The organism is Vibrio sp. VGrn 2 (assembly GCF_009361695.1).
Classification (GTDB): domain Bacteria; phylum Pseudomonadota; class Gammaproteobacteria; order Enterobacterales; family Vibrionaceae; genus Vibrio; species Vibrio diabolicus.
Map to the genome: position 1 here is coordinate 318,757 of NZ_RBWD01000004.1, position 23,371 is coordinate 342,127.

18 protein-coding genes, 5 tRNA genes and 1 pseudogene are annotated in these 23,371 nt (G+C 46.2%); 9 read left to right on the forward strand and 15 right to left on the reverse strand.

Annotation, left to right across the window (positions count from 1 at the left end; translation table 11 throughout):
- Positions 1–25: 25 nt before the first annotated feature.
- The 4 genes from D8S93_RS10130 to D8S93_RS10145 form a co-directional block, all read right to left on the reverse strand.
- On the reverse strand, positions 26–355 hold the full coding sequence (locus D8S93_RS10130) for an SMR family transporter (protein WP_053807555.1): 330 nt from the start codon (positions 353–355) through the stop codon (positions 26–28).
- The gene (locus D8S93_RS10135; protein WP_152813006.1) at positions 352–756 is read right to left on the reverse strand and encodes an SMR family transporter; all 405 of its coding nucleotides are present in this window, start codon (positions 754–756) and stop codon (positions 352–354) included. Before D8S93_RS10135 ends, D8S93_RS10130 begins: the two co-directional genes overlap by 4 nt.
- A 271-nt stretch (positions 757–1,027) precedes the next feature.
- Entirely contained in the window at positions 1,028–1,963 is a 936-nt protein-coding gene (locus tag D8S93_RS10140) for a LysR family transcriptional regulator (protein ID WP_006741755.1), read from the reverse strand.
- Positions 1,964–2,018: 55 nt separating this feature from the next.
- Positions 2,019–3,026, reverse strand: coding sequence for a substrate-binding domain-containing protein (locus tag D8S93_RS10145; protein WP_193621596.1), 1,008 nt, complete (start codon positions 3,024–3,026; stop codon positions 2,019–2,021).
- 219 nt (positions 3,027–3,245) lie between these two features.
- Between D8S93_RS10145 and D8S93_RS10150 the strand changes: the two genes are divergently transcribed.
- The 6 genes and pseudogenes from D8S93_RS10150 to D8S93_RS24835 all read left to right on the forward strand — a co-directional run bounded on the left by D8S93_RS10150 (position 3,246) and on the right by D8S93_RS24835 (position 10,940).
- Positions 3,246–4,598: a serine/threonine-protein kinase gene (locus D8S93_RS10150; RefSeq protein WP_170902492.1), complete on the forward strand. Its 1,353-nt coding sequence runs from the start codon at positions 3,246–3,248 to the stop codon at positions 4,596–4,598.
- 13 nt (positions 4,599–4,611) lie between these two features.
- A pseudogene (locus D8S93_RS10155) lies at positions 4,612–6,086 on the forward strand (chromosome partitioning protein ParA).
- Positions 6,087–6,088: 2 nt separating this feature from the next.
- Entirely contained in the window at positions 6,089–6,661 is a 573-nt protein-coding gene (locus D8S93_RS10160; protein WP_005394366.1) for a sigma-70 family RNA polymerase sigma factor, read from the forward strand.
- Positions 6,661–8,223, forward strand: a complete 1,563-nt coding sequence (locus D8S93_RS10165; RefSeq protein ID WP_152813010.1) for a hypothetical protein — start codon at positions 6,661–6,663, stop codon at positions 8,221–8,223. The genes D8S93_RS10160 and D8S93_RS10165 overlap by 1 nt, the downstream gene beginning before the upstream one ends.
- Positions 8,224–8,485: 262 nt before the next feature.
- Complete coding sequence (locus D8S93_RS10170; RefSeq protein ID WP_152813012.1) at positions 8,486–10,807, forward strand: acid phosphatase; 2,322 nt, start codon at positions 8,486–8,488, stop codon at positions 10,805–10,807.
- On the forward strand, positions 10,797–10,940 hold the full coding sequence (locus tag D8S93_RS24835; protein ID WP_012841245.1) for a hypothetical protein: 144 nt from the start codon (positions 10,797–10,799) through the stop codon (positions 10,938–10,940). The genes D8S93_RS10170 and D8S93_RS24835 overlap by 11 nt, the downstream gene beginning before the upstream one ends.
- 75 nt (positions 10,941–11,015) lie before the next feature.
- Here D8S93_RS24835 and D8S93_RS10175 read toward each other — a convergent pair whose 3' ends face one another.
- From D8S93_RS10175 to D8S93_RS10200, 5 genes are all read right to left on the reverse strand, one after another.
- Complete coding sequence (locus tag D8S93_RS10175) at positions 11,016–12,029, reverse strand: SPOR domain-containing protein (RefSeq protein ID WP_152813014.1); 1,014 nt, start codon at positions 12,027–12,029, stop codon at positions 11,016–11,018.
- A 157-nt stretch (positions 12,030–12,186) separates the two neighbouring features.
- Positions 12,187–13,143 carry an ABC transporter permease gene (locus tag D8S93_RS10185; protein ID WP_005394358.1) on the reverse strand — a complete coding sequence of 319 codons (957 nt, stop codon included), beginning with the start codon at positions 13,141–13,143 and terminating at the stop codon, positions 12,187–12,189.
- A gap of 2 nt (positions 13,144–13,145) precedes the next feature.
- Complete coding sequence (locus tag D8S93_RS10190; RefSeq protein ID WP_031780394.1) at positions 13,146–14,123, reverse strand: ABC transporter permease; 978 nt, start codon at positions 14,121–14,123, stop codon at positions 13,146–13,148.
- 146 nt (positions 14,124–14,269) lie between these two features.
- Complete coding sequence (locus tag D8S93_RS10195) at positions 14,270–15,823, reverse strand: ABC transporter substrate-binding protein (RefSeq protein ID WP_104971109.1); 1,554 nt, start codon at positions 15,821–15,823, stop codon at positions 14,270–14,272.
- A 92-nt stretch (positions 15,824–15,915) separates the two neighbouring features.
- On the reverse strand, positions 15,916–17,631 hold the full coding sequence (locus D8S93_RS10200; RefSeq protein ID WP_005379108.1) for a dipeptide ABC transporter ATP-binding protein: 1,716 nt from the start codon (positions 17,629–17,631) through the stop codon (positions 15,916–15,918).
- A 662-nt stretch (positions 17,632–18,293) separates the two neighbouring features.
- Here D8S93_RS10200 and D8S93_RS10210 point away from each other — a divergent pair.
- Positions 18,294–19,019: an HAD family hydrolase gene (locus D8S93_RS10210; RefSeq protein WP_005394354.1), complete on the forward strand. Its 726-nt coding sequence runs from the start codon at positions 18,294–18,296 to the stop codon at positions 19,017–19,019.
- A 199-nt stretch (positions 19,020–19,218) separates the two neighbouring features.
- On the opposite strand, the gene D8S93_RS10215 is transcribed toward D8S93_RS10210, so the two are convergent.
- The 5 genes from D8S93_RS10215 to D8S93_RS10235 form a co-directional block, all read right to left on the reverse strand.
- Positions 19,219–19,295 (reverse strand) — tRNA-Pro (locus tag D8S93_RS10215).
- Positions 19,296–19,319: 24 nt separating this feature from the next.
- A tRNA-His gene (locus D8S93_RS10220) sits at positions 19,320–19,395 on the reverse strand.
- A 46-nt stretch (positions 19,396–19,441) separates the two neighbouring features.
- A tRNA-Pro gene (locus D8S93_RS10225) sits at positions 19,442–19,518 on the reverse strand.
- A 69-nt stretch (positions 19,519–19,587) separates the two neighbouring features.
- Positions 19,588–19,663 (reverse strand) — tRNA-His (locus D8S93_RS10230).
- Positions 19,664–19,696: 33 nt separating this feature from the next.
- Positions 19,697–19,773, reverse strand: a tRNA-Arg gene (locus tag D8S93_RS10235).
- 335 nt (positions 19,774–20,108) lie between these two features.
- On the opposite strand from D8S93_RS10235, the gene D8S93_RS10240 reads away from it, so the two are divergent.
- Positions 20,109–20,522 (forward strand): c-type cytochrome, encoded by a 414-nt coding sequence (locus D8S93_RS10240; RefSeq protein WP_012841248.1) that lies wholly within the window; start codon positions 20,109–20,111, stop codon positions 20,520–20,522.
- Positions 20,523–20,595: 73 nt separating this feature from the next.
- On the opposite strand, the gene rep is transcribed toward D8S93_RS10240, so the two are convergent.
- Positions 20,596–22,611, reverse strand: coding sequence for a DNA helicase Rep (gene rep, locus D8S93_RS10245; RefSeq protein WP_005398170.1), 2,016 nt, complete (start codon positions 22,609–22,611; stop codon positions 20,596–20,598).
- A 168-nt stretch (positions 22,612–22,779) separates the two neighbouring features.
- On the opposite strand from rep, the gene D8S93_RS10250 reads away from it, so the two are divergent.
- A complete protein-coding gene (locus D8S93_RS10250; protein WP_005398171.1) occupies positions 22,780–23,361 on the forward strand; it encodes a TetR/AcrR family transcriptional regulator in 582 nt (193 codons plus the stop codon).
- Positions 23,362–23,371 lie beyond the last annotated feature (10 nt).

The window sequence follows — 23,371 nt, forward strand, 5'->3', positions numbered from 1 at the left end:
TCTTCGTTGTTTTTGTTTGGCTTGATTAAGCGGTTTTCATCACCACGACCGCAGCAATCACCACAAAGATACCAAACCAGCCGATTGGCTTGAGTTTCTGCTTAAACAGCAAAGCACCACCCACTGCGGTACCCAAGATACCGATCGCGCCCCAAGAGGCGTAAGCAATGGCTAAGTCGATCTCTTTCACCGCTTGCGCCAACAGCGTGAACGCAGCCAGTACCAGCACAATCGCGGTAATGCCCCAGCCTTTGTATTTAAAGCCGTGAGAACGTGTGAGCGCCATGTTCGCCACGATATCGACCAAGGCAGCCATCACGACAAATCCAAATGACATCGTAAAAAATTGACTCATGATTCACACCTTACACTTGTAGAAAATGAACGTTCTTTTGCCAGTTTATCGGCGTTTTTCTTGGTGTTAGATTGACCGTGTGACTCACCTAAAGTCACACAAACGATGCCGATGACAGCTAACATCAAACCAAGCAGCTCTTGGGTATTTAAGTCAGAATCAAACAACACGATCGAAACGACCGTGATCAATGAGATACCCAACCCTTCCCAAATAGCGTATGCCACGCCGATAGAAATCTTTTTCGCTGCAATCGAGAGGAAGTAGTACGACACCGCAATCAATACGTACATCACGATGTAGCCCAACCATCCATGACCTTGTCCGATAAAAGACATGGTGCTGGTGCCTGCTACTTCGGCAACGATGGCGAGCAATAAAAATAGACGTGCAACTAGCATGATGAATCCTCCATCAGAAATTAAAAAACTGCATAACGGAGAATGGTGAATGTCACGCATCTGTATCGACATTCAAAAAGTTAAAAAGATAAAAATGAGCCACTTCTCCTGACTATTTGAGCTAAGGTTAGCGCTGAGCAGGAAAAAGAGACAGGTAATTGAGATATTCATTTTTGAATATCTATAGGATCGAGTTGTCTATGTAATCACACATTTTCTTCATGGTTATCTTATGCAGAGAATCTCGGTGACGCGAGACAATAATCCGTCGTCACTGTGCGAAAATTAATGGCATCTTCAGAGTTTGGCGTACCACTTTATGTAAGTGTCGGTGCAAAGGATGGTTGCGATTGGTTTGTAAGAAACCGCCAGAGACGACAAACTGGCTAAACTCACGGTTGACCAAAGGCATCGCGTAAGAGTCCAGCTCCGGCATCAATACTGCTGAGCTTTGGCTGGCATACATAATTGCGTCGGTTTCTTGCAGCATTTGGCACGCCACGCGCAAATTATAGGATTTCAATAACACCACAGGCTCATAGCCCATGCGGCGATACTCGGACTCCACGGTACAAAGTGGTTTATACGAAGCGGGCGCAGGCAGAGACACCAGAGGCAGTTTGGAGACCGTGTCCCAATCATTGCTGACTTTCGACAAAGTCGGGTGGTTTTTACGTGCCAAAATCACCCGTTTTTCAACAAACAACGGACGCATATAAATGTCTTTCGACAGCTCGGTCTCTTGGTCTAGAATGCAGTAATCGTGCTCGCCCTCTAACATTTCATCGTGCGAGTAACTGTTCCAACTGGAAAAGGCAAAGTGCGCTTTGGGAAAGGCTCGATGACAGCCAGTTAGCAATCGCTGCCCTTGTTCATCCATCAAATAAGGGTCGGTCACAATCGCGATCTGCCCTTGGTATTGCAGTGGGTCGAACACTTCAAACTCTTGCACCACTTTTTCCAGTGGTGCAATCATGTTGTCGAACTCGGCGGCGAGACGTATCGCCATCGGTGACGGCTCAACCCCATGCGCTTTACGCACAAACAGCGGGTCATCAAACACTTGCTTAAGCTTCATTACGCCGCGGCTGGCGCTCGGTTGAGAAATGCCCAGCTGCATTGCGGCCAGCTTGATGCTGCGGTTTTCCACCACGGCTTTTAATAAACGCATTAAGTTGAGATCCAATGCATCCAGCTGATGTGCCATACCCTAACTTGCCAATACCATTGATGATCGAACACGAAGAGCGGTTAACTGCGAGTTAAACACTCTCTCCTGAAGTGATCTGATAACCCATATCAAACACTTTTTCTTCTTGCGCTTCACCTTTCAGACGCGCAATTAAAAGCTCTGCACTCTTTACACCAATTTGGAAACGCGGCGTATCAACGCTAGTCAGTTTCGGGCTGATGGTTTGACCAATATCCAGCGCGTTATAGCCCACAACCGCCAACTGCTGCGGAACTTGAATGCCACGTTGTTGCGCGCTCAGCATGGTCCCTATCGCGATGTCGTCGTTGGTACAGAATACGCCATCAAGCGTTGGGTACGTTTTCAGAGCGCGTTCAAGCAAATCATGAGCTAAAGAGAAGCTAGAGTGATCACCCGTTAATACGTGCTTAGGTTCTAGCCCTACTTCCGTCATCGCGCGATCATAACCTTGCATACGCAGCTTGGTTCGCGTATCCAAACGCGCCCCAAAATAAACGATTGTGCGCTTACCTGAATCTAGCATCTGCTTAACCGCCGTGTACGAGGCATCTTCATGATCTAGCCCAACCGCCATATCAATCGGCTCTGGTGGTAGTTCCATGGTTTCCACCACAGGGATCCCTGCATTTTTTATCATTTGCAATGTACGCGGCGTGTGATGGCTTTCAGTTAGAATAAGTCCATCGACCTGATAAGAGAGTAATGATGCGATCTTGCGTTCTTCTTCAAGCTCATCGTAGCTAAAATGCGCTAAAAGCGTCTCATAGCCATTGGCTTTGGTCACCATCTCGATGCCCTGAACAAAGGAAGCAAAAATTTGGTTGGACAATGAGGGCAGTAAAATACCAATGGCTTTACTGGACGACTTTGACAACATAGCGGGGGCGCGGTTTTCGATGTATCCCATCTCTTCAATCGCAGTCGCAATCTTGGCCCGAGTCTTTTCTGCCACCGATTCAGGGTTACGCATATAACGTGAAACCGTCATCTTCGTGACACCAACTTGGTCTGCGACATCCTGCAATGTCGTGCGAGTTTTCTTATTCTGTTGAGCCATAAATATGTGATTTATCAGTAATGTTACAAGTAACATTATGACGAATAGACTCTCTGCCGACAAGCTCAGTGAAAATAATTCGCAAAATCATGACGTTATTATTCTATTAGCCACCAAATTGCGTTTCATACATTGTGAGTCAAAGCCGAATAAATAAATGACATTTATATCAAAGTTCTTATAAAATGCCGTACCTAAAAGAATAAGACATTAGGCACAGTGCAGTTAGGCTCTAGCGAAACCCAGATTTACTATCACTTGCTTGATCTGGACGACTCCCAAAAGCAGCAATACCTCCAAGCATTGCAACAAAGTCAACCTGAGCTGTATCAACAACTCGTTCCTCTTTTAGCCCACGAGACACCTGAAGAACAACTAACGCAGTTACTTTACTTTGGTGCTCACCAGGCTACGAACCGAGACGTCGATCTAAGCGGAGAAGTCATCAGTAAGTATCGCCTAACTCATGAGTTGGGTCGCGGTGGCATGGGTGTCGTTTACGCCGCTCTACGGGCAGATGAAACGTTCGAACAAGATCTGGCCATCAAGTTTATTCAAAGCAATTTGAGTAATGTGCTGGGACAACGTGCACTCTTCGATGAGGCACAACTGCTCGCGCGTCTAAACCATCCGTACATAGCGAAAGTGTTTGATGGCGGCCTTCATCAAGATTCAGTTTACATCGTGATGGAGCGGGTATTTGGTCAAACCTTAGATGAATACCTGTCAGAAAATAAGCTGGAAAAGACGGAAAAACTGCTGCTGTTTAAGCAGATTTGTCAGGCGATGGAGCACGCCCACCAGCATCATGTTTTGCATGCCGATCTAAAACCAGAAAATATACTGATCGATCGTAGCAAACGACCCAAACTGCTCGACTTCAACTTGACTCAAAAAGCGCACTCCACCCGAGAGGGCTCACCCTCGGCACTGATTGCGTTTAGCCAAAATTTTGCCAGCCCTGAGCAGCAGGCAGGACAAGTACTGACAGAGCAAAGCGATGTTTATTCATTGGGCAAAATCCTCGCTTTGATGTTTCCGTCACCAGCGGTTTGGTCTGATGTGTATTGGGTGATAAGACGGGCGACGCGTCCAGCCACCCAAGTGCGATACTCAGATGTACGAGCGCTACGCATTGATATCGAGCGAATTATCGAACGTCGCCCTATCGAGCAGAAAAAACACTGGCCGTTGTATAGCGCCTTTCGCTTGGTGCAACGGCGCCCTCTTGCTTCTGCATTGTCAGGCATCATCGTGCTATCAGGTGTGCTATTTGGCAGCGCCATGATGCAAAAGAATATCCAACTGCAACAAGAGAAGAAGATTGCAGAAGATATGATGTACGAAATGACTCGCCTTATCTTCCACGCGAAGGGGCAGAATGTCGAACACCTCTCGGTGAGCTCCATGATGGAGTTAACACGAAGACGGATACTCTCTAATCCAGATATCCCCAAACATATAAAACAAAAAATGTTGTTGGCGATGATGACACCGGTGCCAAAGAAGCACCTAACTACTCCAATGAGTTGTCAGCCAAATTGTGCGTCTGAGGACAGCACCAACCAATAAGGCTTAAAATAAGATGTATACACGTTCAGTGGTATTTTGGCTGTCTGCATTGACGGCTACCTCCACGTTAGCAGCAGACACTTCTGCTGCCACTTCACACCCGCCCACTTCATCCTTGAAGCAAGGCTACTTTATCGATGCGCCGGTGACTGGCTTGTATTACAAAACCAGTTCCAATATCACTGGCGTTACCCAACAAGGGGCATTTCACTACCAACCTGGTGATGTGATTAGCTTCTTCCTTGGCAACGATGATAAGGGGTATCTGCTGACAACCTTATCAAGCCAAGAAGTGCTTACACCGACGATGGCAACAACCAAACCCAGTCGTAGCATCAATATGACGCGCCTGCTGCTCTCTCTCGACAGCACGCCTGAGAATCGTAAGGAAATTGTCTTAGCCAACCGCGTGTTGTCTGATGCTCGCTTTCAAAACCAGCTCAAGGGCCTTGACCTCAATTATCTGGATGACGCCAAACGTCACCTCAATCTCGACTGGGTGTCTGTCGATGAGGCAATCGAGCACTTAAACGAAAGCCAGCTGTACATTGAGAAAAACTTTGCCTCAGATGAGATCATCTTCGAACCTCGCGGCATGACGTTCAAAAACATCGTGATCAAAAAGAAAGATTGGCAAGGCCGCGCTTGTGCTTACGATTTACGTTATCAATATCATCCTAAATATCGCCCTCCGTTTGGTGAAACTCGATTCACCATCACCAAAGATTCATTGATTGAGCACCCAAGCGTTGGCGACCATTTTCAAGGTTGCTTCCTCTCGATGAAGCACCCTATCACGGAAGACATTGTCGAGCCGATAAGCAAATTTGCGGATTGGTTTAATATCGTCGGTTGCTCAATCACTGGGTGCACCCGCAACGACTTGAATGGTTTCTCTCTCTCGAAGACTTTGATGATGAAGGCGACTGGAAATACCGCTCCGTTGCACTCAACTTTGATCCAAGTACTGAGCTACTGATGGAAAAAGTACAAGGCCTTGGGCGTAAAAAAAACATCCACCACCACAATCGTACAGAAATGCTGTGGTTTACCTACCCCAACACGAACGAACACGACATCGACTACCTCGGGGTATGGCAGCAGACCCAATACCACCAGCAGTCCATGACACAATCGTGCCTATTGATGCGCCACCAACAAGTCATGCGACTGCCGCACAATGCAGACACCTGTCCAACCGACGCAAGCCTATACACCCAAGATGTCACCCAAGAGTATGCGGACATGTGGTGGGTCAACAATGACGAACCCAAAGCCGAGCTTGCGCAAATGAATGTCATGGTACGTTGGTCAACGACCCCTGCCGAAATCAATTACACCACTTGGGAATATCTGCCCGCTGGCGCAACTTGGGAGCAAGGCATTTTATATCGCTATCAACAAGATGTTCTCCGCAACCGAGACGGCTCTGATCGCATTGAAACCCACACCATTTCTGAATTTGTCAAAGTGAGCGAGGATGTATAACCATGGCAACAGCAGTAGCACTGACACAAATCATTCAACAATGGCAATCTGGTGATAAACAAGCTGAGAGTGAGCTTTACCAATTTGCGTATTTGCAGTTACGTAAGATCGCCCAACACGAGCGTGAACGAAACGCGGAAAAGTACGGCACCGACAACAAAGTATTGGCTGATAGCGTCAACAGCACCACGGCATTAATTCATGATGCTTACCTAAAGATGTCCAACTGCGACATGAGTGAAATTGAAACAAAACGTGATTTCTTTTTGATGGCCGCCAAAGTGATGCGTCAAATCTTGATCGATAACGCACGCTCGCACCAAGCACAAAAGCGTCAACACATCACATTGATGAGAGATGAAGAAGATCGTTTCGAGCAATTGATTATCATGGATAAAGCGCTGGATAACTTCAGTAGCCGTTACCCACGCCAATCAAGTGCACTCAAACTCAAGTATTTAATGGGAATGAAAAACCAAGAAATCAGTGAACTGCTCGAGTGCAGCGCAAGCTTAATAGAGAAAGACCTAAAATTCTCTCGCAGCTGGTTGCAATCACGAATGGCGCACGCGTAATGAGAAGCAAAAAGTTTTGGATAATCGGCGCAATCTGCGTTGGTTTGCTCGGCGTATACTGCATGTCAGACGAATCCAGCTTGGCATCCGCGGCGGACTCATCAGACAGCACAAGCCAATCAACCACGCGAACACATCGTCAATATGAGCGCACATCTTTAGTTGAAGTAAAGCAAGCGTTGACAGGTTCTGCGTTGGAGAACGCCCACACAAAAGACGGTGATGACGCCTTCAATTCTGCCATTTTAGGACAACCAGGGCCAGTTACGAACCCATTTCATACTACAGAAGACGGCTCTTTTTACGACTCGTCTGTGGGTTATGAAGACAGCCGCTCAAAAGAGGACCCATCAGAGAACAATAAACCCATCATCAACCTCACGGTGGAACAACAGCTACAAACCATTATTTATGCTTGGGAGCTCAACCAAAACTCTCCGATTAGCTATTCGCTCAATCTTAACCAACTGTTTGAAGACCCGGATGGTGATCTCCTCACCACTCGGATTTGGCTCGAAAACGCCAATGGATTAAGGGTGCTAAACCAAGGACAAATGATGGTGCTAGGTGCACCAGAGAACATTAAAACCACCACATACCTGGCGGTAGCGGCGCGTGATGATTACCACGGCGACAGCGACCATGCGTGGGTCACAACACGTTTTGAGTTGCCTGTTGTCACTCCAGGTCACAATGACACGGAACACCCGTTAATTGGCGGCATTGTCTATCGCTTGGAGACGACGCAAAACCTTGGCGGTACCGCGTACGCGTATGAAGTGGTGTATTGCGAAGCGTTTCAGTTTGAGGATGACGAGGTACGTTATGCCGCCTCAAACAACAAACACCAGTGTCCTGAAAAGGGAGACTTAAAAAAGGTGGGTGAGTACAAAATCAGTGATGACTCGTTGATTGTTTATGTCCACGGCGTACGCCAAATTTGGACCACCAAAAAGGTATACGCATCTCAGGTTCATAAAGAGACTCAGAACTATTTCACCACCGTATTTGATGGCAAACAATTCGAAAGCTACACCATGCAAAAAAACAAGCAATCGATGGAAAAACGCATCAATGTCCACACTGGTGAGTACGAATATCAAGGAACGTTGTTTGACTACCTCTTTCCCATTTCAGGAGGGGGTTACATAAACGGGACTGCTAGCAACTACATATTTGATAGAAGTGTTCAGGGTAACGAACCAGTGCACAAGCTGGACTCTGATCTCAATATGAAATCAAACCAACATGACCTATTTTGTCATGATTATTTACTTTACTGGTACAGCTCTATCGTAGCAGGGCGAGGAGAGTTTGCCGATATTATCTCTAGCTCAATGGATTTTGACGGCGTAAATCCAATACATTGTGCTGAATGGCCAGATGATTACTGGCAACGAACATTTATGTTTTACAACCTTGAATACACAGATTACGACATATTCATTCCAGGCGAAGTCTACAGTTATGTGCTTAAACCTCACCCTCAATTTGCTGATCGCGTTGAGGAATTTAAGATCAACATGATTTATCACGCCCCAGTCCTTACCAACACCCAATAAACCTTTCTTTACATGTGGTTATTTTGACAAAACAATCATCTCCAAAATAAAACTGGAACCGTGATCAAATTATCAATTTTCCACCATAGACAAAAAATAGAAATAAATTTTACGGGTTTTGTGCGGTTTTTCGTGTCTTGAACCTAGGCTCAATAGTCATTAAAAAGACACCACTCTCTTCAATCTCACTAGTGAGATTGAAAGATAAAAACAATAAAAAAGCGACTTTCTCATTCGGAAACGAAACAAGGACAAATGAATAATGAATAAGGTGAGTTTATTAGCAGCGTCAGTGGCTATCGCTCTTACTGGCTGTGGCGGTTCAGATGGTGGTTCAAACAGTGCTAACAACGGTGTTGTGATCACAGGCTTTGACGGCTACTTCAAACATGCAGTTGTTTTTGAAGATACGAACAACAACGGCCAATGGGACACTCAAGAAACATTCCTTGGTCTGACCGATGAGAAAGGTCAGCTTAAATTGGATGCAAAACCAGAAAACACTCTAGCACTGCAGACCATTACACCAAACGGTGCAAAGCAGAAACAGCTTATCGCTTTGGATTCTAAAGAGTACGCTGGCAAATACACGGTTGATATGGATCATCCAGGCCAAGCCATGGCCCACGAAATCGTGTTCCGTGCACCAACATCGTCAAACGTGATTTCACCTATCACAGACCTTGTTGCGATTGAAATGGCAAAAGATCCATCCATTAGTGAAGAAGACGCAAAAGCCAAGGTAAACCAAGCGCTAGGAGGCTCAGAAGAAGCACCAATTGATCTGTACAGTGATTTTGTTGAAAGTGCGACAAAAAACGCCGAACTACATAAAACCGCTCAGATTCTGACCGACTCAAAAGCGCAAAACCCAGCTAACTACGAGAAAAAGGCCACTGAATTTGCTCAAGCGGCAAACCAAGAAGTCGATCGTCTTATCGCATCCGGCGAAAACATCAATGATGCAAGCCTACGCCCAATCATCACTGACGCGACCCCAAATAGCGACAACTTAGCACCTGAAACGGCAATCAATAACAAGCTAACCGTAAACGAAACCGTCGAAGAGGCTGCTAAAGATAAGCTTGGCAAATTACCAAAAATCGTACAAGGCGCAGGCTTTGATGGCGTTGAACTAAACATCGAAGGTCTTTTCACAGACAAAGACCAAAACCTTGTGACAACCAAACTGACGCACAACTTAGCAGGCACAGGCATTGAAGTTGCGCAAACTGGCAACCTGATTGTTCTATATCCGACTGCTATCGTAGAAAAATCTGGTGATTTTGAGATCGTCCTAACGGCGCAAGACATTGATTCTTCAGGTAAGGTTTTGGGTACGGTAAGCACCGTATTTAAGTTCGAAATCGAATCGGCAAACTTACCACCAATAGTTGTAGAAACAGAACAAGCGCATCTACAGTCCATCATTGATGGTTGGTACCTACAACAAGGTGAAGTGTTTGAACAAACTCTCGATATTTCTAGCTTGTTCCAAGATAAAGACGGTCATATCACCGACTACTCAGCGGACTATGTGGACATTGAAGGTCTAACAGTATCTGAGGATGGCAATGCGATTGTCACCATTAAAGGCACACCGACAAAAGCGAGCGAAGCTGGTGCAGCACTTGCGATTAGCGCAACAGATGGCCATACCGCGGTACAGATTGCGCTCAGCATGCCAACGGTTATCGAAGGCGTAACGCCACCACCAGTAGTACCGACTTTGGGCTTCACTCACGAGCACTTCAACGGTCAAGAATGGAAAATGGGTAGCTTCGCTCAAAAAGACGGTGAAATTGGCTATGCCATGTTGATGCAAGACTCTGAAGGCCTACTATTCTGCTGGGGTTCAAACCATGATGAGATGAATCAAGAGTACAAAGCAAACATCAGTGACTTCCTAAAGGACACATGGGAACACGATGCCTACGCCATTCTTGCCGATCTGGACCAACAAACTGGTTACGCGGAATACCACAATAAAGACTGTGAAGACGTCGAGCTGAAAGACGGCAAGCTATACAACAGCTACGGCGAAGAGTATGAAATGCTGTACCAGCACACAACCGAGCATAACGGCACTCAAATGATCGTTAAAATCTCAGATGATGAGCTGTTCTGGATGGATTCAAGCAATACACCATTCGCAGAATCACTTTCGGTTGCAGAACACATCAAACACGGCACGGTAGAGCATGACTTGATGGTAGAAAGTAAAGGCTCGGGCGACGACAAAGTCCTGAAATACTCGTCAGGTACGTACGAGTACGACGCTGAAACTTACAACTACACGTCGTTCATGCCAACAGGATTCCAAACTCCAGGTAATTGGGAAATCCAGAATGATGAAAGCCGTGAGCTGCTGATTCTAAAAGAAACAGGCTCAGAGTCAGATTACAAAACTCGTCATCGTTACATCAACCGTGATTTTGGTGACTTCTACATCGGTATTCGTTGGAGTAAAGAGCAAAACGGTCATGAATCCGCGCCGGAATATGGTCTGTACTCTCACAACAAAGAAGCCATGACAAGCATCGCGAGTTCACTCCCGATTTTGGAGCCTGGCGATGATGACTAAAGCAACCATCGTTAACCCTTGCTGTGATAGCGTGCATTTGCGTAGAAGACGCAGAACGCTTTGGGAACGCTTGGTCGGCATCAAAGAAGTGTATATCTGCTCCAACTGTCACAAAGAAACGCCACTCAAATAGCGATAATATTTGAGACCGCAAAAAAGCCCCGAACTCGGGGCTTTCTTCTATCTTTTGACCGCAATATTTGAGTCGTTATTTCACGCACACCACGTTCAATAATGAGGTTCCGGTGAGCTGGTTTGGCTCACGATCTGCGAACAAACCTTTCTTACTTTTGCCCCAATACGGCAGTTGCAGTGGCCATTGATTTTTTTCCATCACACCAGACGCCCTCAACACTTTGAATTCTGCAGGGCTGGCTAAGCTCATACCCAGTTGCTGACATACTTTTTGCGAGTTTTCGTAGTTGAGACGATTCCACGGCTTGCCGTATTCCATGTAAAACTGATTGTGGTGATCGAGTAAATATGGCACCACGTACGTTTTGCCTTGTAAGGAGGTTCTCAACCGAACTTCAATGTCATCATTCCCGCTCACAACTGGCTTCGCTTTGGTCTTAGCAACAGGCTTGGAGGAAGAATTATCACGTGTATTTTTTGCCTTGGTCTTTGACTTCTCTGCCGGCGCTGTAAAGGCGTCGGTATCAGCTCGCACGGCAGGAACTGGCGCGGGTTTCGGGGTCACCGTCGGTGTTGGCTTAACCGAAGATGCGGCTGATTTCGACGGCACAGCGGGTTTAGATAGTGTCGTAGACTGTTTATTCTCTTTTCCAACCACGCGGATGAAAGCCTCTTTGTAATTCGACAAGGTTTTGACTCCCCGCAAATCTCCCCTCGCATCAGACAGATCTTTATAAGGCCCAATCAAACAGCGATAACCTTGGGACTCCGGCTTCATCCACACGTCGGTCGTAATCTTGCTGTAAAGCGGCTTTGCTTTCGCGAGTGACATTGGCTTTGGTAGTAATCCGCATTGAATCCAGTAGAGGTAGTTGCCTCCTTGCGGCACTTTCTTTCCCCATACTCCGTTACCAATTGGGCACGTTTTCTCAAGCATCGGCAGTTCTTTCTCGCTGGCTTGAGTAGCTTGGCAAAGGAACTCCTCCGCCGATACTGGGCTAGAAAACTGGGCGCATACCAGCAACAAGCCGAAAGCTAGGCTCGCTTGGAAGATACGAGATGGGTGTTGTGCCTTCTTCATTTCCATACACTTCACTCTAAATTAGTGGGTAAGGTCATTATGGCGGCAAAGCGCCAAAAAAATGTGAACAAAGAATAACTAGCAAAAAAAGAGCCGGAATTTGCATCCGGCTCTCAGTTTAGGAAGGAATTAAGCGAATTTACAACGCTTGGCGGGAAAATTCTTAACCTTTGTACAGTTTCGGGTTGAATACATCTCGTAACCAGTCACCCAATAAGTTGATAACCAGAACCAGTGTAACCAACACGATGCCTGGGAAGGCAGTAATCCACCACGCACCTGAGAAGATGTAGTTAAAGCCGATGCTGATCAGCGCACCTAGTGACGGCTGATCAACAGGAAGACCCAAACCTAGGAATGACAGTGCCGCTTCCGACATGATCGCATTCGCTACCTGTACCGTCGAGATAACCAAGATTGGTGATAGACAGTTTGGCAGGATGTGACGGAACATGATGCGTGGCGCTTTAAAGCCCATCACGCGTGCCGCTTCTACGTATTCTTTCTTCTTCTCAGCCAGTACTGAAGCACGAATGGTACGTGCGTATTGCGGCCATTCAGCCACACCGATGATCACCACCAGCATCACCACCGCGTATTGGCTGTAAAAATCGCTGCCAAAGCTGGCTTTGAAAATGGCCGATACGATGATCGCCACCATCATGGTTGAGAACGATAGTTGAACATCCGCAAAGCGCATCAAGAAGCTATCGATACGACCACCGAAGTAACCCGCCGACAAACCAATGATGATACCCAAAATCAACTGAAGACCGACGGCTAAAAAGCCGATCGTCAAAGACAAACGAGAACCGTAAAGAATGGTCGATAAAATATCACGGCCTTGCTCATCAGTACCAAGAACAAAACGCTCATCGCCCTCTTCCATCCAAGACGGTGGTAGCTCTGAATCCATGATGTCGATAGACGTCAGATCATACGGGTCAGTCGGAGCTAGAATTGGCGCAGCTAATGCCAACACTAAGAACATCATAAAGACCGTAAAACTTGCCATCGCCACTTTGTCGCGCTTGAAGTAATACAAGAAGTCCGACTCTTTAAAACGCTGCCATGCAGATGGAGCGGCTTCAGGAGCTGGTGTTACATTTGATTGGCTCATGATTAAGCTCCTTTTCCAGTTAAGTTCACAGTTGGGTTGATGATGCCGTACAGCAAATCAACGATGGTATTGGTTACCACGAAAATCAGACCAACAAAGATAACGTAAGCTGTGATCAACGGTGTATCGACACGGTTGATTGCCTCTAGGAAAAGAAAGCCTGTACCCGGCCACTGGAATACGGTTTCGGTTAGGATGGTGTAAGCCACCATGGTACCAATCTGCACGCCACCTACCGTCAATACTGGCAGCATGGTGTTCTTAAGTGCATGTTGGTAATAAATCTTTTGTAAGTTCAAACCTTTTGCTTTGGCGAACTTAATGTATTCCGAGCTCAGTACTTCCAGCATTTCTGAACGTACCAGACGGATGAACAACGGCAGCATGATAGACGCTAGCGCAATACACGGCAGGATAAGGTGCTTAATACCATCGATGGTAAAGAAGCCAGATTCCCAACCAAGCACGTTAGCGGTTTCACCTCGTCCGTAGGAAGGCAGCCAGCCGAGTTCGATGGAGAAGACGTACATCAGCATGATTGCGGTTAGGAACACCGGAATCGAGATGCCGACACTACTCATCGCCATAACAAATTTGGTAAAGACACTCTTCGGGTGAATCGCGGAATACACCCCGAGTGGTATAGAGAAAACGATAATAATGAGCGTCGCGCCAAACACGAGCTCTAATGTTGCCACCAGCTTATCGAGGATCACCTCAACCGCAGGTCGCTTGAAAAAGTATGATGTACCCAAATCACCTTGCAGTGCATTACCCACAAAGCGCGTGTACTTTGTGATAAAGGGATCGTTCAGGCCCAATTCGTCGCGTAGCGCTTGGCGCTCCGATTCCGAAACCGACTGACCTACAAGCTCACGCAGCGGATCACCCAGGTTGTCCTGAATGGCAAACGCCACCAAACTGATCACAAACATCACTATCAGTGCCTGAAACAGGCGCTTGACCAGAAACGAAAACATTCCTTGCCCCTTAACTATCCATAGATCTCTAAACTTAGAGAGAAAATTCAGTCTGTAAAACTGGCTCAATCCGACTGAAATAAAAACGAGCCAAGTGTCGAAAACAGAGAAGGACTGGCGCCCCTCTCTGTCATGACTAAGTATGATTACTCGACAACTAGGTCGCCAAAGTAAGGCATTACCATTGGGTTCACGATGTCTGCGGCTTTCACGTTAGACTTCGCACCCCACGCTTCACTTTGCCAGTGTAGCGGTACGAATGCAGCATCGTTGTATAGCGTCGCTTCGACACCTTTCAGCATTGCTGCACGTTTCGCAGGGTCCGTCTCTACGTTTGCAGCTTCAACCACTTTGTCCATTTCTGGGTTTGAGTAGTGACCACAGTTGTACTGACCACGACCGGTTTCTTCGTTACGAGTCATGGTTAGGAACTCGTTGAAGTTTGCCGAGTCCTCTGTATCCGAGTGCCAACCAATCATCAGCATGTCTGCCGCACACTTATCAAACTCAGGCCAGTATTGCGCTTTTGGCATAGTTTTCAGATCAACCTTGATGCCAATCTTAGACAACATTGCCGCCGCCGCTTGCGCTACTTTCGCATCGTTTACGTAGCGGTTGTTTGGCGCAATCATAGTTAGCGTCAGGCCGTTCTCGTAACCCGCTTCTTTCATCAGTTGTTTTGCTTTCTTCAGATCGTAGCGAGGTACTAGCTTGTCATCGTGACCAACGTAGCCAGTTGGACTCTGCTGGCCAGCTGCTGTCGCGAAGCCTTTCATGATTTTCTTCACGATGCCTTCGTTGTTGATTGCGTGAACAATCGCTTGGCGAACGCGAACGTCTTTCAGTGCTTCGTTGCTGTTTTGGTTTAGTTGGAACGTGATGATACGAGTACCTGGTAGCGTTACTAGATCGATGCCGTCTGCGTCTTTCACACGTTTGTGATCGTTTGGTGCTACCGGGTGAATCATGTCAACGCCGCCAGAAAGTAGCGCAGCTACACGAGTCGCATCTTCTTTGATTGGAACAAGCGTTAGCTTATCAACGTTACCTTTCGACTCTTTGTCCCAGTAATCTGTAAAGCGTTCAAATTCCACTTTTACGCCCTGCTCACGTGATGTCACGATGAACGGACCCGTGCCAGAAACGTTAGTCGATGCGAATGAGTTACCGTGCTTCACTAGTTCAGACTTGTCTTTGCCGTCTGCGGTTTTACCCGTGTAGAACTTGCTATCCATAGGGAAAATGTACGTTGCAGTTTGCAGCACTAGTGGGTAAGGACCTTTGGTTACAAGATCGAACGTGTTGTCGTCCACTTTGACGATTTTCTCGTACGGGTCGAAAATGTTTTTAAAATCAGGAGAACTTTGTAGACGCTCAAACGTCCATACAACGTCGTCAGCCGTTAGGGTATTACCAGAGTGGAATTTCACACCTTCACGCAGTTTGAAACGAACAGTAGTATCGTTAATGCGTTCCCAACTTTCCGCTAGGCGAGGTTCGAAATCCATTTTTTGAGTAAAGCGAACTAACGGATCAAATACCATGTGTGACATTTGCAGTGTGCCACCTGATAGCTGCTCATGTGGGTCAAGCGATACTGGGTCAGCTGCGTAGCCAACTTTGATATCTGCTGCCAGTGCATTAAAGCTTAGGCCCGCCGCCATTAGCGCCACTGCTAATTTGCTTTTCATGGTTTTCATTTGCATAACTCCTTCATGCGGGGATACGGATCCCTTGTTGTTGTGTTTGCGTCTTTGTTATGACTAAAGGTTAGCCAAGCGAGGTGCTTGGTTTATGCCGTTTCGATCTCTTCTCGCAAGCCTGTAAATTCAGGCATCAGAGAAATCAATTTTTTGCTGTATTCGTGTTGAGGTGCCGTAAATAACTGTTCTGTTGGTGCTACTTCTAACAGTGTACCCATTTGCATCACACCTACTCGGTCACACATCTGACGAATAACAGGTAAATCGTGGCTGATAAACAACATAGTCAAGTTCAGCTCACTTTGCAGATCTTTCAGCAAGTTTAGAATTTGTGCCTGTACCGATACGTCCAGTGCTGAGGTCGGTTCATCACAAATCAAAAGTCGAGGACGAGTCGCCAACGCACGCGCAATAGAAATACGCTGACGCTGACCACCGGAGAATTCATGAGGGTACTTAAGCCCAGCCATTCGACCCAAACCAACATGATCCAATAGGTCATTCACGATTTGGCGAGTTTCCGACTCGTTTTTCGTCAGTTTATGAAAACGGATTGGCTCAGCAATAATATCGAATACCTTCATACGAGGGTTCATTGAGGTATACGGGTTTTGGAACACCATCTGCATTTGACGACGCATTGGGCGGCGTTCTTTCTCAGAGGTTAAAGCTGTCAGGTCAATCCCCTCAAACTTCACCTGACCAGAGTTAGGTTGGTATAAACCAGCAATAACTCGCGCAATGGTTGATTTACCAGAGCCAGACTCACCCACCAAACCAAAGGTTTCGCCTTCATGCACTTCAAAGCTCACATTATTGGATGCCTGCACGTATTCGCGACGGCTTTCAAATAAAGAGTCTTTGGTGACAAAGCGTAGATTAACGTTCTTCACGTCTAAAAGCGGGCCTGTGTACTCGCGCTCATCCTGGCTTTGTCCTAGCCAGTGATTCTTGATGTCGAGAGGCTCCATTTCTGCCGCTTCTTCGATGTAGCTGACCAAAGGGAAGCGATCTAGCTTTCTGTCTGAACGTGGAACGGCTGAAATTAGACTGCGAGTATAGGAGTGATCAGGATCGCCCAACACTTTGGCTGTTGGTCCAAACTCCACCAAGTCACCACGATACATTACCGCGACGCGGTCAGTGACGTTGGAGACCACACCCATATCGTGAGTAACCAGCATACAGCCGACATTGTTCTTGATACACAATTCTCGGATCAAGTTGAGGATTTGGTCTTGGATAGAAACGTCTAACGCCGTAGTTGGTTCGTCCGCAATGATCAGATCTGGCTCACCAGCCAAAGCAATCGCAATGACGACACGCTGACGCATACCACCAGAGAATTGGTGTGGGTATTGTTTTAAGCGGTTTTCTGGCTGCGGGATGCCAACTTGCTGCATCAGAGAAAGCGCACGCTGATACGCCTCTTCATCAGAGACTTTCATGTTGGCGTGGATCGTCTCTTTCAGCTGCTGCTCAACCGTAAAAAGTGGGTTAAGTGAGGTCATTGGATCTTGGAAAATAAAACCAATCTTCGATCCGCGAACCTTACGCATCGCTTCTGGTGATAAACCAGAAATTTTTTCTCCATCCAAGAAAACATCGCCGCTAGCAACGCGACCTGGAGGGCTAAGCAAATCAATAACGGCGTTACCAACGGTGGATTTACCCGCACCTGATTCGCCAACAACACCCACGATTTCACCACGTTCAATATGAAAAGAAAGTGACTTCACGGCAGCGTGAACGCCGTGTCGGGATGGGTATTCAATACGAAGGTTTTTCACTTCTAATAGTGACATTTCAGACCTCTACTGCCTTGTCTGTGGTATCGAATCGCGCCAAAGGCACCATTCATCACCTGAATGAATCCGTTCAAATTCAGAATAATACTCTGAAATCTTAATGCGGAAACAATTTGGCAAAAATCACACAAAAAAGCAACAATTAAAGTATATTCCGCCGAGAAAACATTAAATAAACGCACAATGAGCGAATAAAAATGCATTAACAAGTATTTAACCACTTTCATATCACACTATTTTTGTGCGCCATACACCAATAAAACTAGAAAAATGCTCTAAAAATAAGCATGGGCCAACCAGAACCATTACCCACATTATTCATATGTGATTATTAACATTTAACAAACAATATCGTATGCGAAAAGCAATTTTTCAACATAAAAAACTATTAATAAAATAGTCGGCAAATATAAAAAGCCAAACTTAGAAAGAGAAAGGATAGGCTAAAACGTGAACACAACAGCAAAACCACACAAATCCTTTGTCGACGACGATTATGCGCCACTTAAGCGGTTTGTTGACTAAACAAAAGAAAATGCGGTTACCATCACTCTCCCATTGTAGGTGAAACACGTCGGTTTTAACCCTTTACGGCACAATTGAGAGTGGGATAATAGATAATCAATGTTAGAGCCAAGCTGTAAATGAAAGGAGCCCCTGTGCTTAAAGCGATTTTTTTTGATATGGACGAGACTTTATGTGCGACGTCACAAGCCGATAAAGTTGCAGGACAAAAGTTTACGACTTGGATTCATAAGACCTACCCGCAAGTTACCGAACCACAAGCTTTCTTACAGCGCTACTTACAGGGTGTGTACAAGAAGCTGAATGCGGAATTCCCTCACCTTGTGGCTCTGCTACCTGATGAAAACGCGTTCCGTTGTGGCCTGATCCAAAACATATTGGCGGAGCACGGAGTCAGCATTAATGCCGAAGAGGCTCAACAAGCTCAAGACTACTTTGACTCTGCACGTATGGGCGCGTTCACTTTCTTCCCTGGTGTAAAAGAAATGCTCAGCGACCTTCGTCAGCATTATAAACTCGTCGTGATCACTAACGGCCCGATTTTTTCTCAACACCCTAAACTCAGCGCGACACAGATGAGCGACTGGGTGGACCATATTATTGTGGGGGGAGAAGAGCCTGAAGAGAAGCCCGCTGCGAGCATTTTCCAAAAAGCGCTCGACTTGGTCGAAGTAAAACCAGAAGAAGCCCTACACATTGGCGACTCTTTACCAGCAGATATAGCAGGCGCTAACAATATGGGTATTTTGAGTGTGTGGGTGAATGCGACAGGTGCGAGTAACTCAACAGATATAACGCCCAATTTTGAAATCCAAGAAACGGTAGAACTGAGAGAAATCCTTAAAACACTCGCCCAATAAAAATAGCGGATTAGAAAAACACAAAGCCCCAGTCTTTCGACTGGGGCTCTAAATAGCGGTCGGTGAAGAGCCGAATTCTAACTTCAGGCGAACCCCACTTGGGTTCAAATCCATTGATACATTACCGACTAATACAGTCCAAGCGAGATCATAAACTCTAAAACGACGAAAGCCTGCTAAAAAGCAGGCTTTCTAATAGTGGTCGGTGAAGAGGGATTCGAACCCCCGACCCTCTGGTCCCAAACCAGATGCGCTACCAAACTGCGCTATTCACCGAGCATATATTCTTTAAATAAAGAATGGGGTGGCTAACGAGACTTGAACTCGCGACAACCGGAATCACAATCCGGGGCTCTACCAACTGAGCTATAGCCACCATCAAATTGTCATGTTTACCGCTATCTCAGCCATAAACTAAATAGTGGTCGGTGAAGAGGGATTCGAACCCCCGACCCTCTGGTCCCAAACCAGATGCGCTACCAAACTGCGCTATTCACCGACGATGTTTTATCTTGATTTCATCAAGATTGGAAGTAATGCTACCGCATTCAATCTAAAAAAGAAAGAATGGGGTGGCTAACGAGACTTGAACTCGCGACAACCGGAATCACAATCCGGGGCTCTACCAACTGAGCTATAGCCACCACTGATTTTTACCGATGTATCCTCCGAGGCAATGGTACGCCCGAAAGGATTCGAACCTTCGACCTTTGGCTCCGGAGGCCAACGCTCTATCCAACTGAGCTACGGGCGCATGCCCTATCGGCGGAGTGGAATAATACGGATATCACACTATGCCGTCTAGTACTTTTTTTACTTTTTTTATCGTTTGGTCTCTTTTTCGACAGTTATCTTCCTTTAAACTGAATTTTTGATGTGATTCACGCCCTGTCATGGATAACTTGTTGTTTATTGCAACAAGTTATCGGGATATAATCACCCATTATTTACATTGATTTAACAGCTGCAACCAAGTTGTCTAATCATTCTATGCCATTCAGTGGAATTTAGTGATTTCTCTGCTCGGCATTAATACTCTAACTATATAAATAGGTAAGTTACTTACCTCGGGAATGTGAAGTGGGTTTAATGGATATGTCTCGACAAATGATTAGCGTTTTGTTCGCTGCCTTAACGTTTTCTACGGCAGCTTTAGCTTCTGACATCAGCCAAACTGAATACGATGCGATCGCAGAACGCATCCAACCTGTCGGTGATGTTTATCTAGCGGGTTCTGAGCCAGTGAAAGAAGAACCAACCGGTCCACGTGATGGCGCCACAGTTTATGGTACTTTTTGTATTGCTTGTCACGCATCTGGTGTAAACGGCGCACCTAAAACGGGTAATGCCGATGACTGGGCACCGCGTATTGCACAAGGCAAAGAGACGTTAGTGAAGCACGCGTTAGAAGGCTTCAATGCGATGCCTGCCAAAGGAACCTGTATGGACTGTTCTGACGATGAAATCATCGCAGCAATCGACCACATGATTGAAGGTCTATAAGTAAAGACATCAACGAAAAAGGCTTGCCAACTGGCAAGCCTTTTTGTTTTTAGTCAGTGAACACAAGGTTACTCTACTTCTTAAACATTGCTCGAATATTGGCAATGTGTGCCTGACCTTTCGCCATACGCTCTTCTGCTGATACTGGCTTTTTATTCACTTCCCATTCAACGTCATCAAATGGCAGCTCATCCAAAAAGCGGCTTTGAGTCGGTTTGATCAACTCGCCGAACTGTCGACGCTCTTTGCACATAGTGAAAGTCAGTTCACGCTGCGCACGGGTAATGCCAACATACATCAGACGACGCTCTTCTTCGACGTTGTCTTCATCAATACTGGTTTGGTGCGGTAAAATACCTTCTTCAGACCCAATTAGGTATACATATGGGAACTCAAGGCCTTTTGATGCGTGCAGCGTCATCAGTTGTACTGCATCGCTGTCTTCATCTTCTTCGCCACGTTCCATCATGTCACGCAAGGTCAAACGCTGAACGACTTCTTTTAACGTTTTCTCTTCTTGATCGTAGTTGTCACCTTCTAGGTCCGCCACTATCCAGGAGTAAAGATCAGAAACGTTCTTCATTCGCATTTCAGCGGCTTTCGGGCTTGCTGAAGTTTCGTATAGCCAATCTTCATAATGGATATCGCGAACTAGCGAGCGAACCGCTTCGACGGTATCACCACGCTCAGCTTGGTCAGCAATCGCCACTAACCATTGGGTGAAACGACGTAAATTTTCCAGGCCGCGTCCCGTTAAGTGCTGTTCGAGCCCCATTTCAAAACTCGACTCAAACAGGCTCTTCCCACGCATATTGGCATAACTGCCTAGCTTTTCTAAAGTTACTGGGCCAATTTCACGTCGTGGTGTATTCACAATGCGTAAGAATGCATTGTCGTCATCTGGATTAACCAAAACACGCAAATACGCCATGATGTCTTTAATTTCTGCGCGTGCAAAAAACGAGGTGCCGCCAGAAATTTTATAAGGCACACGGTTTTGCATCAGAGACTTTTCAATTAAGCGCGATTGGTGGTTACCACGGTACAAAATTGCGTAATCACGATAGTCGGTTCGATTCAAGAATTTGTGTGCAATCAACTCCCCCGTGACACGCTCAGCCTCGTGCTCTTCATTTTTAGCCAACAACACTTTGAGTTTTTCACCGTCAGGAATTTCTGAAAATAAGGACTTCTCATAGACGTGAGGGTTGTTGGCTATCAAAATGTTGGCCGCACGCAGGATTCGACTCGTAGAGCGGTAGTTTTGCTCCAACTTAATCAATCGCAAATTCGGGTAATCTTCACCCAGCAAGACTAGGTTCTGAGGCTTCGCACCACGCCATGAATAAATGGACTGGTCATCATCTCCTACGACCGTCAATCGCCCACGTTCACCGACGATTAATTTCACCAACTCATATTGGCTCGTGTTGGTATCTTGGTACTCATCGACCAGTAGATAACGGATGCGGTTCTGCCAACGTTGACGAACGTCTTCATGATTGCGCAAAAGTAAAACGGGCATCAAAATTAGGTCATCAAAATCGAGCGCGTTATAGGCTTTCATTTGCTTTTGGTACATATCAAAGCAGAACGCAAACAATTGTTGCTGCTCACCTTGCGCACGCGCTTTGGCTTGCTCTGGCGTCAACATGTCGTTTTTCCAATTGGAAATACAACTCAGAAGCTGACGTAGCAGGTCTTTATCACCATCAAGCTGCTTTTCGGTAAGTTCCTTGAGTAGCGCCAGTTGGTCTTGGTCATCAAACAGTGAAAAGCCCGCTTTCAATCCTAAATGCTTGTATTCGCGTTTGATGATGTTTAATCCCAAGGTGTGGAACGTTGATACCATCAAACCTTTAGACTCTGCTTTCCCCAACGTTTGGCCGACACGTTCTTTCATTTCACGCGCCGCTTTGTTGGTAAACGTCACCGCTGCAATATTACGCGCTTTGTAGCCACATTGCTGAACCAGATAAGCGATTTTATTGGTAATAACACGAGTTTTGCCCGAGCCAGCACCAGCTAGCACTAGGCATGGACCAGACACGTATTTCACGGCTTCATCTTGACTAGGGTTCAGCTTCATAGAAATTCTCTGCGGGTGATAAATGTGGCGCCTATGATAAAGGGGTGGCCTCGTGAAAGCTACGCTGATTTCTTGTAATTTTCATACCAACAAGCGCAACATTCTGTTGCATAAAAGGCGGGTATTTGAGCTATAATGAATGAACGTTCATTCACTAGTGGTAGGATTATGAAGGATAACCCTGCTGTAGATAAGCGAGAACAAATCTTAGTCGCTGCAGAGCAACTCATTGCTGAATCCGGCTTTCAAGGGCTTTCCATGCAAAAGCTCGCCAATGAAGCAGGTGTCGCAGCAGGAACGATTTATCGTTATTTCTCAGATAAAGAACATCTTTTGGAGGAGTTACGCCTTAACGTTGCAAAGCGCGTCGCTACGGCTGTGCAACTGGGCGTGAGTGAAGAGATGCCTTTAAAACAGCGATATCGAACCATGTGGCTCAATATTTGGAATCTAGCGAGCTCGAATTTAAATGCGCTCAGCAATCGAGTTCAATATGAGTCTCTACCCTGTTCAAATAGTAGCAAAGCTCGGGAACTTGAAAGACAAATGTTTGCCCAAGTAGATCTTCTTTTTAATCAGGGGAAAGAAGAGGGCGTATTCAAGCCTCTCGATAACGAAGTGCTTTCTGGATTGAGTTTTGAGGCAAGTGTTGCACTTGCTAGGAAACACGCTTTGGGATTTTATCAACTGGATAAGGCGGCATTAGAAGCTGCTATTGAAGCCAGTTGGGATGCAATTATTAAACACTAACTTGGAGTTC